Source organism: Rhodanobacter sp. DHB23, assembly GCF_014842975.1.
Lineage (GTDB): Bacteria > Pseudomonadota > Gammaproteobacteria > Xanthomonadales > Rhodanobacteraceae > Rhodanobacter_A.
This window is the reverse complement of sequence record NZ_JACYXK010000027.1, coordinates 131180-145096: the sequence shown is the minus strand read 5'-3', so window position 1 is coordinate 145096 and position 13917 is coordinate 131180. Positions and strand designations below refer to the sequence as shown.

Sequence of the window (13917 nt, the reverse complement as noted above, 5' to 3'; positions counted from 1 at the left end):
CGGCCGCGGCTGAAGCCGCGCCTACGCCAAGCGGTTTTCCGGGCGCTGCCAGTACTCGGCGGCCTGGCCCCGCGCGAACAGGAAGCCCTGGCCGTAGCGGCAACCCATGTCGAGCAGTGCCTGCTGCTGGGTGGTGTTCTCGATGCCCTCGGCGATCACCTGCATGCCCAGCGCATCGGCCAGCACCTGGATCGCGCGGATCACCGCCGCGCCCTGGCCCTTGCGGTCGCTGTCCAGCTCGGTGACGAAGGAGCGGTCGATCTTCAGTGCGTCGAACGGATACTGGTGCAGGTAGCTCAGCGACGAATAGCCGGTGCCGAAATCGTCGAGTGCGATGCCCATGCCCTGCAGGCGCAGGTTCTCCAGCATCCGCTTCACCTGCGCCGGGTTGTCCAGCAGCGTGCGTTCGATCACCTCGACGCGGATGCTGGACGGCGACACCTGGTACTTGTCCAGCAGCGCCAGCAGGCGGGCGTCGAAATCGTCCGAGCGGAAGTGCAGCCCGGAGACGTTGATGCTGATCGTGCCCTTGCCGCCAAGCAGCTGCGGGGCCTGCGCGCAGACCTGCTCGAAGACCAGCCAGTCGATGGCCTCGGCGCAGCCGGTTTCCTCGGCGATCAGCAGGAAGTCCTGGGGCAGCAGCAGGCCGCGCTCGGGATGGTTCCAGCGCAGCAGCGCCTCGTAGCCGGCGATGCGGCCATCGGCCAGCGACACGATGGGCTGGTAGAACGGCACGAACTCGCGGCGCGTCAGCGCGTGGCGCAGGTCGCCCTCCATGCGCAGCTGCGACAGCGCTTCGTAGCGCAGGCGGTCGTCGAACAGCGAGGCGCGGTGGCGGCCACCGTCCTTGGCGTGGTACATCGCCGAGTCGGCGTCGCGCAACAATTCCTCGGGCTGGCGGTAGTGCGCATCGGCCATCGCGATGCCGATCGAGGCGGAGGTGAAGATCTCGCGCGCGCCCAGGCGGAACGGTACCTGCAGCTCCTTCAGCACGCGTTCGGCGGTGCGCTGCGCTGCGTCGGTGTTGGGTACCTGTTCCAGCAGTACGGCAAATTCGTCGCCGCCCAGCCGCGCCACGATGTCGCGGGTCTTCAGGCAGGCGCGGATGCGGCCGCCGACCTGGAACAGCAGGTCGTCGCCGACCAGGTGGCCGACCGAATCGTTGATGACCTTGAAGCGGTCGAGGTCGATGAACAGCACGGCGAAACGGTCCTTCGGATCCGCGTGGTAACGCTGCAGGGCTTGCTCCAGCCGCTGCAGCAGCATGGTGCGGTTCGGCAGGCCGGTGAGCGAGTCGTGCAGGGTCTCGTACTTCAGCCGGCGTTCGATGCGCTCGCGCTCGGCGATCTGCTCGCGCAGGTCGCGGTTGGCCAGGCCCAGTGCGCGGGTGCGCTCCACCACGCGGCGCTCCAGGCTGGCGTAGGCCTGCTTAAGCGCGGCATCGGCATGCTTGCGTTGCAGCGCGTTGGCGACGTGGTAGCTGACGAAGGTGAGCAGTTCCTGGTCGCGTTCGCTGTAGGTGTGCTCGGGGCTGTAGCTCTGCACCGCCAGCACGCCGCGCACCTTCTCGCCCCAGCTCAGCGGCACGCCCAGCCAGCACACCGAGCGCACGCCCGGGTTGACGATCTCGCCGCTGGCGATCAGGCGATCGATCGTCGCCATGTCGGCCAGCAGCGGCTTGCCGGTGCGCTGCACGTATTCGGTGGCGCCACCGCCGCGGAGGCGCGGCGGGCGCTCGCTGTTCACCTCGTCCACCGAATAGGGGAAGGTGATGAACTGGGTTTCCTCGTCGATCAGTGCGATGTACAGGTTGCGCGCGTACAGCAGGCCGCCGATCACGCGATGCACGGCGGGGTAGAAGTCGTCGAGGCTGTCGGTGGTGCCGGCCAGCTCGGCGATGCGGAACAGCGCCGCCTGCAGCCGTTCGCCGCGCTGCCGCTGCAGCACTTGCTGGCGCAGCACGCGGTTGGCTTCGCGCAGCGCGGTGGTGCGGTCGGCCACGCGGCGCTCCAGTTCCACGTGGGCGCTGCGCCGCTCGATCGTGGTCTGCACGTGCTGCGCCACGTAGCTCAGCAGGTCGAGGTCGTGCCGGGTGTAGCGCATCTTGGCGCGATAGCTCTGCACCACGATGCAGCCGACGACCTGCCCGGCGCGGAACAGCGGCACGCCGATGCAGTGTTCGCAGCGCGTGCCGTGCAACTGGAACTGGCCGCCGAGTTCCTGCGCCAGCTCGTCGATGGCGCCGAACAGCGGGCGGCCATGGCGCAGCAGGTTCCAGGTGACCCCGTGCAGCAGTTCGTGCAACGGCACGCTGCGTTCGGGCGAGGGCACGTCGACGTCGAGGCTGTCCACGTAGTACGGGAAGCGCACGCTGTCGCTGGCGGCGTCGTACAGCGCGATATAGAAGTTCTCCGCGTACATCAGGCTGCTGACGATGGTGTGCAGCGAGCGCATCAGCGCGGGCATGTCCTGTTCGGCGCTGGCCTGCTCGGCGATGGCATAGAGGGCGCGTTGCAGGCGTTCGGCCATTGCCAGCCGGGAGATCGCCTCGTACAGGCGGCCGGATTCGGAGAGCTGGTTCAGGCGGGCGCTGGCCAGCCGACCCAGCCAGGCCAGCTTGCCGCACAGCGGCGCGGCAACCGGTTCGTCGCGGCTCAACACGAGCGCCAACTGGTGCTGGATGTCTTCCGCCAGCTCGTGGCGCCATCCGTGGGGTTCCGCATCTTGATCCGCCGGCGATTGCCAGTGCAGCCGGCCGGTGATTCCGAAGTCTTCCAGGATGCGCGCGCAAGTTTCCAGCACGCTTGCGCTGTCCTGCGCCTTGAACAACTGTTCGAGCGCCGCCGGCATGCCAGCCAGGTCCGCGGCCGAGACTGGTATCGGCGTGGAGCGTGGCGGGATGGAGGTTGGACTCTTCAAGGCGGCAGGCGGGCGGGATTCGGCGAAGTGCCCGTTATATCCTGCGCGTCGGTGCTGCGCCAGTTGGGGGAGCGATGCGGCGCGAACCTCCTTGCCGAGAAGAGGGTCACAGCTTGCGCCCATAACTGTACCGGACCCTTGCGTCGGTGTTAGTTAAATGTAAAATGCGATAGACTTTAGCTGCCTATTCCGGCAGATAGCCGCCAGATCGAGCCTGCCCACCCATGCGCCGCCTGTTTGTCCCATTGCTGCTGTGCCTGCTGCCGTTCGCGGCGGCCGGTCAGGGTGTGGACGACGCCAACGGCCAGTTGGCCGCGCAGCTGCTGAAACAGCCGCCGGCGCAGGTGGCCGAAGTGAAACCCGGCTTGGTGATGCCCTTGTGGCGCGGCACGGACGGTCGCTTGCTCGTGCTCAAGGCGGACGGCAGCAATGGCGTGCAGGCCCAGCGCAATTCGCTGCTGTCCTTCCACGCCGTCGACGCTTCCACGCTGTTTGGCACCAGCCTGCAATACAGCCTGGCGCCGAACTGGCAGGCGAACGCCAATGTCAGCCAGCAGTCCTGGGTCAACAGCCCGCTGCGCGTGGTCGGCAGCGAAGTGGGTGCCACCTACCTCAATGGGCCCTATAGCCTCGGTGTGAGCGTGGGTGCCAACAACACACCGAACAGCCCCAGCCTGCCACGCGTGCTGCCGGGCGAGGCGCCCAGTGTCGATGGCCTTGCCGCCTTCGACAGCAGCTCGCAACTCAATGCGCGCGGCCGCCTGGCGCTGGGCACCAACAGCGGGCTGGACGTAGGTGCCAGCGTTGGCCGCATCCACCTGTTGCCAGGCAACCTGCTGGGCATCAGCACGCTGGACCAGAAGGCGATCAGCTTCGGCGTCGACCACGGCCCGGTCAGCGGCACCCTGATCGGCCGCACCATGCAGCCGCTGGCCGGCCTGCCAGGCAATGGCTACAGCCCCGACCGTCGCTGGAACAGCATCGACCTCGGCGTGACCTGGCACCTGCCGTGGCAAGGCTCGCTGAGCGTGGGTGCGCAGAACCTGTGGTCGTCCGGCGCGCCGGCGAACACGCCAGCCGGCCCCGAGCCGGATCAGTCGCGCACGCCTTACGTGCAATATCACCAGGATCTTTGATCCCGATAGCCGGCCAGCAAAACGCCGTCGCCATGCGGTGGCATTTTGCGATGCGGTTCGGGCTTGGTGTGTGCTGACAGTGCCAGCCGCAGCGGCTCCAGTTGCCATTCGTAGGCGCGCCACTGGCCCAATCCCCGACCATGGATCGCTTCGCGCACCTGTGCGCTGCTGGGTGTGGCCACTGGGGCGGCATTGCGCTCGGGATTGAACCAGGCTGTCTCGGCCGCCAGGCTGCAATGTGCGAGGACGTGGCGCACCGCCGCTTCGGTATCCTGCACCAGCGCATCGTAAGGCACGTCGAGCATGGCTCCCGTGCCCGTATGTAGTGCACGAGTGCTTCGAGGTCGTAGCTGTACGGTGAGATATTGCCGAACATGGTTTTGTAGTTGGAAAAACAGGTGTCCATGGGATCCCGCGCCAGGTGCAGGATGGGGGCGTGCGGCAGGGCACGGCGGATGAAGGCGACCATCCGGATGCTCGCGGGCAGCTTGTCGACGTAATACGCCTTGCCATGCGCACGCCATTGGGTCTGCCTGAGATAGCGCTCGCCAAGCTCGCGGTAGTCGATGTCGTCGCTGCGGCTGATGATTTCCAGCAGGCTCGACGACTGGGCGGGCGCGACATCGGCGACCCAGTGCAACTGGCGCAGAAATCGATGATTTCGCTTGCCGAAGCGACCTGCGAATGGCTGGCGAGGATCCGTTCGAGCAGGGTCGTGCCCGAGCGGGGCATGCCCACGACGAAGATGGGCCAGGCCGCTCCGCCGTCAGGCGTGGCTGTGCAGGCATGCCGTTGAGGGGCGTCGACGACAGCTTCCTTCGCTGGCGCGTCGTAGGGATTCAGTGCATGCATGATTGCATTGCGGCGCGCCAGGGAGTTCCAGCTTCGTCGTGCTGCCCCAGGTCATCGAGCGTCTTGAAGCACGCGTACGAATTCACGACCTGTTTCCGTTATTTCGTACGTCATTTGACGCAATTGTTTGTTGATCCAGTCCAGTCGGTGCGCTTCGGGGCGCTGCTTGCGCAGGTATGCCAGCATCATCATGGCGTCGCCGAATCGGGGCCAGCGTTCGAGGATGCGCTCCAGGTGTAGCTGTGCCTCGTCGATCCTGCCGCTGAATTGCAGCAGCGGGGCATGCATGTGCAGTGCGTCGGGCGAATCGGCGCCCGCGCGCAAGGCCAGTTCGATCCGTTCGAGTGCCTTGGCGATATCGCCGATCGCGAAGCTCCCAACACCTCGGCAGGCGGTTCCGGGGCTTGTTCCGGCAGACCGAGGCAGGCCCTTGCCGCAATAATTTCACCATTCGCAACAAGGTGTTGCGCAAGGGGAGCAATCAGCGGCGCATTGCACGGCAGCCGGCTTGCGGCCTGCAGCAGCGGTCGGCTGGATGCGCGGATATGTCCACGCCTGAACAGTACCTTCGACAGCTCGATCAATGCCTCGGTGTCGTTCGGCGTCTGAGCCAGTCGCAACTCCAGCGAATGCTGCATCCGGGCCAACTGGACATCGCCCATGTGGGTGGAGTGCGGCTGGGACGTGGCAGCCGTGGCGGCATCGAGTCATTCATCGGGTAAAGGTTAATTGCCACTAACTGGTGAGCTCAATTGCCACGCCTGCCGTCTGCGGCTGGCCGGATTCGCACGGGTGTGAAGCCTTGCTGGATCGCATGAAAATTTAACATTTGGCGGGTCGCGTGCATGGCGATGTCAAGCGCAAACATGAAATTTTTGTTGACCTGCAAGTTCATGCGTCATAAGTTTGCGGCAAGGCGATCATTTTCGCATGGCCGCAAACACGTGCGTCGCCGGCTTGCGAATTCGAAGGGACTTTCAAGATCTGCCGGTTTGAAGCATTTGAACGAGATAGGTCAATCGTCCGTTTGGACATCCATTTTTGGGGAGACACATGATGAGTATTCGCTATCGGGCCAGTGCTAACGCCATGCGCTGGCGCCCAACTGCCCTGGCGATCGCCATGGGCCTGAGCTTCAGCGGGGCCGTGCTTGCACAGAGCACCGTCGGCAGCATCTTCGGCTCGGCGCCGGCGTCGTCGGACGAGACCGTGATGGTCACCAATACCTCGGGCTTCATGCGCGAAGTGCCGGTGGACAGCACGGGCCATTACCGCATCGACCATCTGCCGGTGGGTACCTACACGGTCAGCCTGAAGCAGGGCGGCAAGGTCGTCAGCACGCACGACAACGCCTATGTCACCACCGGTGGCGCCGCTGGCGTGGACTTCGCCACGGCCGCCGCCAATGCCAATGCAACCCAGTTGTCCTCGGTGACTGTCACGGCCAACGCGCTGCCCGCCATCGACGTTACCAACGTCAATTCCAGCACGGTCATCACCGCGGCTGACCTGCAGCGCCTGCCGGTGGCGCACAGTGCCGAGGCGATTGCCCTGTTGGCGCCCAATACCACCTCGGGCAGCGGCTTCTTCACGGGCCCGACCGGTCAGTCGCTGGTGTCGTTCGGCGGTTCCAGCGTGACCGAGAACGCCTACTACGTTAACGGCTACAACGTTGGCGAACCCTACAAGAACCTGGGCGGTTTCCAGTTGCCCTACGGCGCCATCGAGCAGCAGGAAACCCTCACCGGCGGTTACGACGCCAAGTACGGTCGTTCCGACGGCGGCGTGATCAACCAGGTCGGCAAGCGCGGCAGCAACGAGTGGCACTTCGGTGGGCAGGTGGCATGGCAACCGCGCTCGTTTGAAGGCACGCCGACCAACTACCGTTACGGCAACACCCCCGTCCCGGCTTCCACCAGCCTGGTGAACAATGCGTCGGATCCGAACGCTCCGGGTACGCTTCGCCAGTACCGCAACGACAACAAATACTGGGAGACGATCTACTCCGTCTACCTGGGCGGCCCGCTGATCAAGGACAAGCTGTACATGTTCCTGGCGGCCGAAACCACCAAGGACCAGGGCACCAATGTCGAGAACAACGACAACGCCAAGGTGCAGGATTATGCCAACAAGGACTCGAAGTTCTACGGCAAGCTGGACTGGAACATCACCGACAGCAACATCCTGGAACTGACCGCGCTGAAGGACAACAACAGCCGTGGTGCCGGTTCCACCTATGACTTCGACTACGATACCCTGCAGCGTGGCGCGTACGTCACCAAGAACGACGTCGCCAAGGACAATGCCCAGATCTACGTCGGGCACTTCACCAGCTACATCACCGACGCAGCCACGTTGAGCGTCCTGGCGGGCAAGGGACACTTCCAGGATCCGGTCGTCTACGGCAACGACAGCCCGCTGCCGTTCATTTCCAGGGGCAGCCTCGGCAAGCAACCGGATGGTTACCAGCCGAGCAATGGCCAGACCAATACCACCTGGACCTCGCCGGGTGCCAAGAACTCCACCCGTGGCCTGCGTGTGGACTTCGACTACAAGCTGGGCGATCACGACCTGCTGGTGGGCATGGACAACATGTACTACCGCGCCATCGACCAGGGGCCGAGCTTCCAGAACCCGTTCAGTGGGCAGGACTATTACTGGCGCTACATCACTGCTACTACCGCGCAGAGGCGCCAGATCGGCTGGGCGACCAGCATGACCATGTCGCAGAAGGCCTGGTACCTGCAGGACAACTGGCAGGTGGCCCAGAACGTGTATCTCAGCATCGGTTTGCGCAACGATCGCTTCACCAACTACAACGATCTGGGCCAGGCCTTCGTCGACGAAAAGAACCAGTGGGAACCGCGTATCGGCGCCAGCTGGGACGTGTTCGGCGACTCCTCGCTCAAGATCTACGGCAATGCGGGCCGCTACTACTTGGCCTTGCCGAACAATGCGGCGGAGCGTGCGGCCAACCGCTCGACCTACCTGACGTCGAACTGCACCTTCAGCTCGGTCAACGAAACCACCGGCGTTCCAGTGGATCCGCATGATTGCACGGCATGGAATTCGCCCGACGGCGAGACAGGCCAGCCCAAGGATGCCAAGCAGGTCGCTGCGCGCAACCTGAAGCCGGAGTACCTGGACGAGTTCATCGTCGGCTTCGACAAGAAGCTGGGTGACAACTGGGTGTACGGCGGCAAGGCCATGTGGCGCGATCTGAAGGCCGCGATCGACGACGTGTGCGACAACAGCCGGGTCGCCGACAAGATGACCGGCATGGGTCTCAATCCCGACGACTACTCCAACTCGGCGGCGCTGTCGACCTGCGTCCTGTTCAATCCGGGCATGACCAATACCTTCCTGCTGGAAGCCAACGATGGCAGCAAGAGCGTCATCGTGCCGATGTCGACGAAGGACTGGGGCTTCAGCCGCGGTGCCGTGCGCAAGTACGGCTCGCTGGACATGTACCTGGAGCATCCGTTCGACGGCAAGTGGTATGCCCGCATCGACTACACCTTCACCCGCGGCTTTGGCAACACCGAGGGCCAGGTGCGCTCCGACTTTGGCCAGGAAGACATTTCCAAGACGGAAGACTGGGACAGCTGGCAGTTGATGGACGGCCAGTACGGCGAGTTCGCCAATGTCCGCAAGCATCAGATCAAGATCCGCGGCAGTTACCAGATCTCGCCGGAATGGCTGGTGTCGGCCACCCTGCTGGCGCAATCCGGCATGCCGAAGGAGTGCTTGGGCTACTTCGGCCCGTACACGCAGGGCCCGGATGGCTATGAGCCGGGTGGTGACAACGATCCGACCGGATACAACAACTCCGGTACCGGCAACTACCACTGGTGCAACGGCCAGCGTGTGACGCCGGGTTCGAACGGCCATACGCCGTGGACGGAGTTGCTCAACCTGGGCGTGCATTACCGTCCGGCGTTCGCCGACAACAAGCTGGGCTTCAACCTGGACGTCATGAATGCGTTGAACCAGCAGCGTGCCCTGCAGGTGGATCCGTCGTACCAGTCGGGGTTCGACGCGGGCAGCAACACGCTGATCACGAACAACTACTACGGGCAGCCGCTGTACACCACGCCGCCGCGTACCGTGCGCCTGTCGGTGACCTACGACTACTGATCCGACAAGCCGCAGCATCGATGCAACTCAGCCACCGGTCGCAAGACCGGTGGCTTTTTTTTGGGTATTTGGAGCGTGTCAGCCTGGACAGAAGGCATGAAGCCTTGCGCCGATGCCTGACCCGGGTGGCGGCAGGCAGAGGCCCGAATGTCGCCCGGGCTTTCAGCCGGGATTCGAGGCGGATTGTGGTACTCGAATCGCGCCGGACGATTCAGTTCGAGGTACGGATACGCAGGTCGCCACTGAATGTCTGGACGTTGATCGAGCCGCTGCCATTGCCCAGGGTGGTATCGAGCTTGCTGCCGGGGCCGTGCTCGGATTTCTGTGCGGTGCCGGCGTCGCTGCGGAGGTCGCCGCTGAAGCTGCTGGCGTGCACCGTGGCATTGGCGCTGGCGGGCAGTTGCAGTTGCACGTTGCCGCTCATGCTGTCGATGGCCAGCTTGCCGTCGGGTGCGAGGTTGCCCGCGAGCTGCACGTCGCCGGATACCGTGCTCAGCGTGAGCTGGTGCCAGGGGCCGCCGTTGGCCTGGATGCGGCCGGAAACGGTCTGCAGTTTCGCCTGGTCGCCCAGCACAGGGGCGAGGATGTCGCCGCTCACCGTCTGCAGGTTGGCCTGCATGGCGTGGCCGGCCAGCTCGATGTTGCCGCTGACGCTTTCGATGTCGAGCGCAGGACTGTTCGCGTTGATGCGTGCGCGGCCGCTCACCGTGTTGACGGAGATCTTGCCGCCCTCCATGCCGTCGACCACCAGCGGTGCGCTGACCACGCGCACGTCCAGCGCCGCGCCGCGCGGCACGTGGAGGTCTAGCATGGTCGGCCCCATGCGGTTGTCGCCGCCCCAGTTGAGCCAGCCGCCGCCGTTGCCCTGGGGCTGCACTTCGATGGCGAGCTTGTCGTCGCTGCCGGTGATCGCCAGCGGCTTGGCGCCGTCGCCGAGCTGGCCGTCGACCTGTACCGTGGGGCGATCCCAGGCGGTGACGCGCACTTCGCCGGAGATGTTGCTGATGCTGATGTGCGCCGTGGGCGTGGCGGCGTGCTGCAGGTTGATCGGCGTACTTGCCAAGGCCTGGCCTGCGCACAGGCACAACAGCAAAGGAGTGCAGCGGATGGCGGTTTTCATGGTCGTTCCCGGCTGCGGTTAGCCGGCCTCCTGGGCGAGATGGCGCAGTTGCGTTTGTTGCTGCTCGGTGCGCGCCAGCAGGCGCTGCAACGAAGGTGAATCGGGAGACTGCTGCATGGCCTGCTGCAGCTCTATGCGCGCCGCGTCCAACTCGATTGCCGCGCCACTCAGGCGCGGATCGGAAGGCCGCCATGGCGCGTCGGCCAGCGCACGTGCGTCGCCGAACGTGGCGCCGGCGTTGCGGTACAGGTGCAGGCCGATGCTGCCGGCCAGCAGGAAGGCGCCAGCCAGTGCGGCGGCGGCCAGCCAGGGGTGTGGCGACGCGTGGCGTGCGGTTTGCGGCCGTGTCGCGCCTTCGTCGCGATCTTCCAGTGCGGCGTCGATGTTGTCCCACAGATCGTGGTGCGGTGTGACGGGTCCGCGCAGTTTGCGCATCTGCTGGCGCCATTCGAATTCGTTCACGGGTTTTCTCCCAGGGCACGGCGCAGCAGCTGCCGCGCGCGGTGCAATTGCGCTTTGGACGTGCCGACGGCCATGTCCATTTCCTCGCCGATTTCCTCGTGCCGCCAGCCTTCGACGTCGTGCAGTACCAGCACGGCGCGTGCGCGCGGCGGCAGTTTGCCGATAGCGCGCTCGAGTTCCTCGCGCTCGGCGGCGCAGAACGGCATGTCGCCGGGGTCGGGCAGTTGTTCCTCGTCCATGAAACCGACCGGATCGGCGCGGCGGGCGCGGATTTCCATCAGCGCCACGTTGACCGAGAGGCGGTACAGCCAGGTGCCGAACGCACTTTCGTGGCGGAAGCCGGGCAGCTTCTGCCACGCGCGCACAAAGGCTTCCTGGGTGAGGTCCTCGGCACGGGCATGGTCGTAGCCGGCCAGTCGGTAGACCGCGCCGTGGATGCGTTCGACGTGCCGGCAGTACAGGCGCTGGAACGCGCGGCGGTCGCCGGCCGCGGCCGCGCGCGCGTCGTCGATATCGTGGTCGGCGGCGGGGGCTGGCGGCATCGAGCGGTCGGTGGCGGGACAGGCGGCGATCATCTTGCCAGCTTGGATGCCCGCCGCGCCAAAAGGGTTTGCATCGCCGCGGGCAGCGGCCCGCAGCGATGCAAACCTGCGCTCAGGCCGTGGCGACCCTGCGCTCGGTGGCTTCCAGCGCAAGGGCCACGCGCTGCTGTTCCGCATGCAGGGCCGCAGGCATGCGCGGGGCGAAACTGGCAAGGTATTCGCCGATGGCGGCCAGTTCGGCCTGCCAGCCGGCCTGGTCAACGTCGAGCAATTCGGCCAGCGCGGCCTTGTCGAGGCCCAGCCCGTCGAGCTTCAGCTCGCCGGCAGCGGGGAGGGTGCCGATGGGTGTTTCCTTGCCATGCACCTTGCCTTGCACACGGGCGATCATCCATTCCAGCACGCGCAGGTTGTCGCCGAAGCCGGGCCACAGGAACTTGCCGTCCTTGCCCTTGCGGAACCAGTTGACGTGGAAGATCTTGGGCAACTGTGCCCCGGGCCGGTCGAAGCTCAGCCAGTGCGCGAAATAGTCGCCGTAGTGATAGCCGCAGAACGGTTTCATCGCCATCGAATCGCGGCGCAGCACGCCAACCGCGCCGGTGGCGGCGGCGGTGGTTTCCGAGCCCATCGCCGCACCCATCAGCACGCCGTGCGTCCAGTCGCGCGCTTCCATCACCAGCGGCAGCAGGGAGGGGCGGCGGCCACCGAACACGATGGCGCTGATCGGCACGCCCTGCGCATCCTCGGCCTTGGGTGACCACGTGGGGCACTGCTTCGCGCTCACGGTGAAGCGCGAGTTGGGGTGAGCGGCGGGGCCATTGGCGGGATCGTAGGGTCGGCCTTGCCAGTCGGTGACCGGTGTGCCGGGCAGGCCTTCCCACCATGGCTGGTTGTCGGCGGTGACGGCGACGTTGGTGAAGATGGTGTCGCGCGAAATGCTCTTCAGCGCGTTGGGATTGCTGCTGTCGCTGGTGCCCGGCGCGACGCCGAAGAAGCCGGCTTCGGGATTGATCGCATAGAGGCGCCCATCGGCGCCGGGGCGCATCCAGCAGATGTCGTCGCCGACCGTCCACACCTTCCAGCCATCCCTGCGATAACCCTCGGGTGGAATCAGCATCGCGAGGTTGGTCTTGCCGCAGGCGGAAGGGAATGCGGCGGCGACGTAGTGGGTTTCACCCTGCGGGTTCTCGATGCCCACGATCAGCATGTGTTCGGCCAGCCAGCCCTCGTCGCGCGCCTGGTTGCTGGCGATGCGCAGCGCGTGGCATTTCTTCCCCAGCAGCGCGTTGCCGCCGTAACCGGAACCGTAGGACTTGATCGTGCGCTCCTCGGGGAAGTGCATGATGAAGCGGCGCTCCGGATCCAGTTCGCCGGTGGAGTGCAGGCCCTTCACGAACGTGCCTTCGCGCTCGATGCGCTCCTGCGCCGCCTTGCCCATGCGGGTCATGATCTTCATGTTGGCGACCACGTAGGGGCTGTCGGTGATCTCCACGCCGCAGCGCGACAATGGCGAGGCTATCGGGCCCATGCAGTACGGGATCACGTACATGGTGCGGCCTTCCATGCAGCCGTCGAACAGCGCGTCCATCTTCGCGTGCGCCTCGGCCGGATCCATCCAGTGGTTGTTCGGGCCGGCATCTTCCTCGGTGGGGTGGCAGACCAGGGTGAGGTGCTCCACGCGCGCCACGTCCGATGGATGGGAGCGGTGCAGGTAACAGCCGGGGTGGGTCTGCTGGTTGAGCTCGACCAGGCTGCCGTCGGCCAGCATCTGCCGGACCAGCGCCTGGTATTCGGCCTCCGAACCGTCGCACCAGTGGATCTTAGCGGGGCGGGTAAGCGCCGCAACGTCGTTGATCCAGCGTTCGAGCGCTTCCAGGGTGCTTGCCATCGTGTCCTCACTGGTCTTCATGAAAAAGGGTGAAGGAACCGTAGTTTGCGGACACTGGCATTGCAAGGAAGGATGCAGCAAAAAGCATCGGCGGTGATTTTCTGCGCCGCGTCGACGATGGCGCGGGCCATGATCTTCAGGGATGACGGTCGCAAAAACGGCGCCGAGCGGCGCCGTTTCGCAAGCTCTTGCCTGGGCGGGTCAGGCCGGGATCAGGGTGGCGATCATGTGTTCCACGTAGGCGTCGAATTCCTCGTGGTTGATGCGCGGCAGGCCCAGCGTGAAATTCAGTTGCAGGAAGCCGACATAGGCAGCGTAGGTGAGCCGCGCGCGGTTCAGCGCTTCGCGTGGCGGCAGGCCGGCTTCGCGGTAGGCGGTGTGCAGGAACTCGGTGCGCCGTTGCGACACGCGTGCCATCACCGGAACCACCAGCGGGTGATCCAGCGCCTTCAACAGGGCGGCATAGACGCGGTGCGGCTGCAGTTCGTGCGCGACGCGGCGGAACAGTTCGGGCAGGCGCTTGCGCGGATCGGCGATCTGTTCGATCTGGCCCAGTACCTCGTTCTCGCCGTACTGCTCCCAGCGTTCCAGCGCGGCCTGCAGCAGGGCTTCGCGGGTGCGGAAGTGCCAGTAGAAGCTGCCCTTGGTGACGCCCAGTTGGCGGGCCAGGGCTTCGACGGCCAGCGCGCCGACGCCCTGGTCGGCGATCAATTGCAGGGCGGCTACTTCCCAGTCTTCCGCGGTGAGGCGGGTACGTTCGGGCTTCGGGCTTGGATCCATGACCGTATGGTAGCCGCTGTGCCGTGCTTTGTAATCCACGGGGGCGGGTTGACGGCACTCGAGCAGGCAATCCATACTCATCCG

Annotated in this window: 11 protein-coding genes and 1 pseudogene; 2 read left to right on the top strand and 10 right to left on the bottom strand. The window is 65.4% G+C overall.

All coding sequences use genetic code 11. From position 1 onward, the window contains the following. Positions 1–21 precede the first annotated feature (21 nt). The gene (locus IHE47_RS10500) at positions 22–2850 is read right to left on the bottom strand and encodes an EAL domain-containing protein (protein WP_192105841.1); all 2829 of its coding nucleotides are present in this window, start codon (positions 2848–2850) and stop codon (positions 22–24) included. Positions 2851–3143: 293 nt separating this feature from the next. On the opposite strand from IHE47_RS10500, the gene IHE47_RS10495 reads away from it, so the two are divergent. Then, positions 3144–4055, top strand: a complete 912-nt coding sequence (locus tag IHE47_RS10495; protein ID WP_192105840.1) for a hypothetical protein — start codon at positions 3144–3146, stop codon at positions 4053–4055. Here IHE47_RS10495 and IHE47_RS10490 read toward each other — a convergent pair. From IHE47_RS10490 to IHE47_RS10470, 4 genes and pseudogenes are all read right to left on the bottom strand, one after another. Then, positions 4040–4360: a hypothetical protein gene (locus IHE47_RS10490; RefSeq protein WP_192105839.1), complete on the bottom strand. Its 321-nt coding sequence runs from the start codon at positions 4358–4360 to the stop codon at positions 4040–4042. The two genes, IHE47_RS10495 and IHE47_RS10490, sit on opposite strands and share 16 nt — an antisense overlap. Positions 4361–4428: 68 nt before the next feature. Then, a pseudogene (locus tag IHE47_RS17755) lies at positions 4429–4787 on the bottom strand (sulfotransferase); the annotation flags it as partial. A 171-nt stretch (positions 4788–4958) separates the two neighbouring features. Then, on the bottom strand, positions 4959–5231 hold the full coding sequence (locus IHE47_RS10475) for a hypothetical protein (RefSeq protein WP_192105838.1): 273 nt from the start codon (positions 5229–5231) through the stop codon (positions 4959–4961). A 424-nt stretch (positions 5232–5655) separates the two neighbouring features. After that, positions 5656–5802 carry a hypothetical protein gene (locus tag IHE47_RS10470; RefSeq protein ID WP_192105837.1) on the bottom strand — a complete coding sequence of 49 codons (147 nt, stop codon included), beginning with the start codon at positions 5800–5802 and terminating at the stop codon, positions 5656–5658. Positions 5803–5963: 161 nt separating this feature from the next. Here IHE47_RS10470 and IHE47_RS10465 point away from each other — a divergent pair, with 161 nt between their 5' ends. Next, positions 5964–9044, top strand: coding sequence for a TonB-dependent receptor (locus IHE47_RS10465; RefSeq protein ID WP_192105836.1), 3081 nt, complete (start codon positions 5964–5966; stop codon positions 9042–9044). A gap of 211 nt (positions 9045–9255) precedes the next feature. Here IHE47_RS10465 and IHE47_RS10460 read toward each other — a convergent pair whose 3' ends face one another. The 5 genes from IHE47_RS10460 to IHE47_RS10440 form a co-directional block, all read right to left on the bottom strand. Next, positions 9256–10164, bottom strand: coding sequence for a DUF4097 family beta strand repeat-containing protein (locus IHE47_RS10460; protein WP_192105835.1), 909 nt, complete (start codon positions 10162–10164; stop codon positions 9256–9258). 18 nt (positions 10165–10182) lie between these two features. Beyond that, the gene (locus IHE47_RS10455; protein WP_192105834.1) at positions 10183–10626 is read right to left on the bottom strand and encodes a hypothetical protein; all 444 of its coding nucleotides are present in this window, start codon (positions 10624–10626) and stop codon (positions 10183–10185) included. Next, the gene (locus IHE47_RS10450) at positions 10623–11168 is read right to left on the bottom strand and encodes a sigma-70 family RNA polymerase sigma factor (RefSeq protein WP_192106077.1); all 546 of its coding nucleotides are present in this window, start codon (positions 11166–11168) and stop codon (positions 10623–10625) included. Before IHE47_RS10450 ends, IHE47_RS10455 begins: the two co-directional genes overlap by 4 nt. Before the next feature lie 112 nt (positions 11169–11280). Further along, positions 11281–13053, bottom strand: coding sequence for a phosphoenolpyruvate carboxykinase (GTP) (locus IHE47_RS10445; RefSeq protein WP_192105833.1), 1773 nt, complete (start codon positions 13051–13053; stop codon positions 11281–11283). 201 nt (positions 13054–13254) lie between these two features. Continuing rightward, on the bottom strand, positions 13255–13833 hold the full coding sequence (locus IHE47_RS10440) for a TetR/AcrR family transcriptional regulator (protein WP_192105832.1): 579 nt from the start codon (positions 13831–13833) through the stop codon (positions 13255–13257). Positions 13834–13917: the final 84 nt, after the last annotated feature.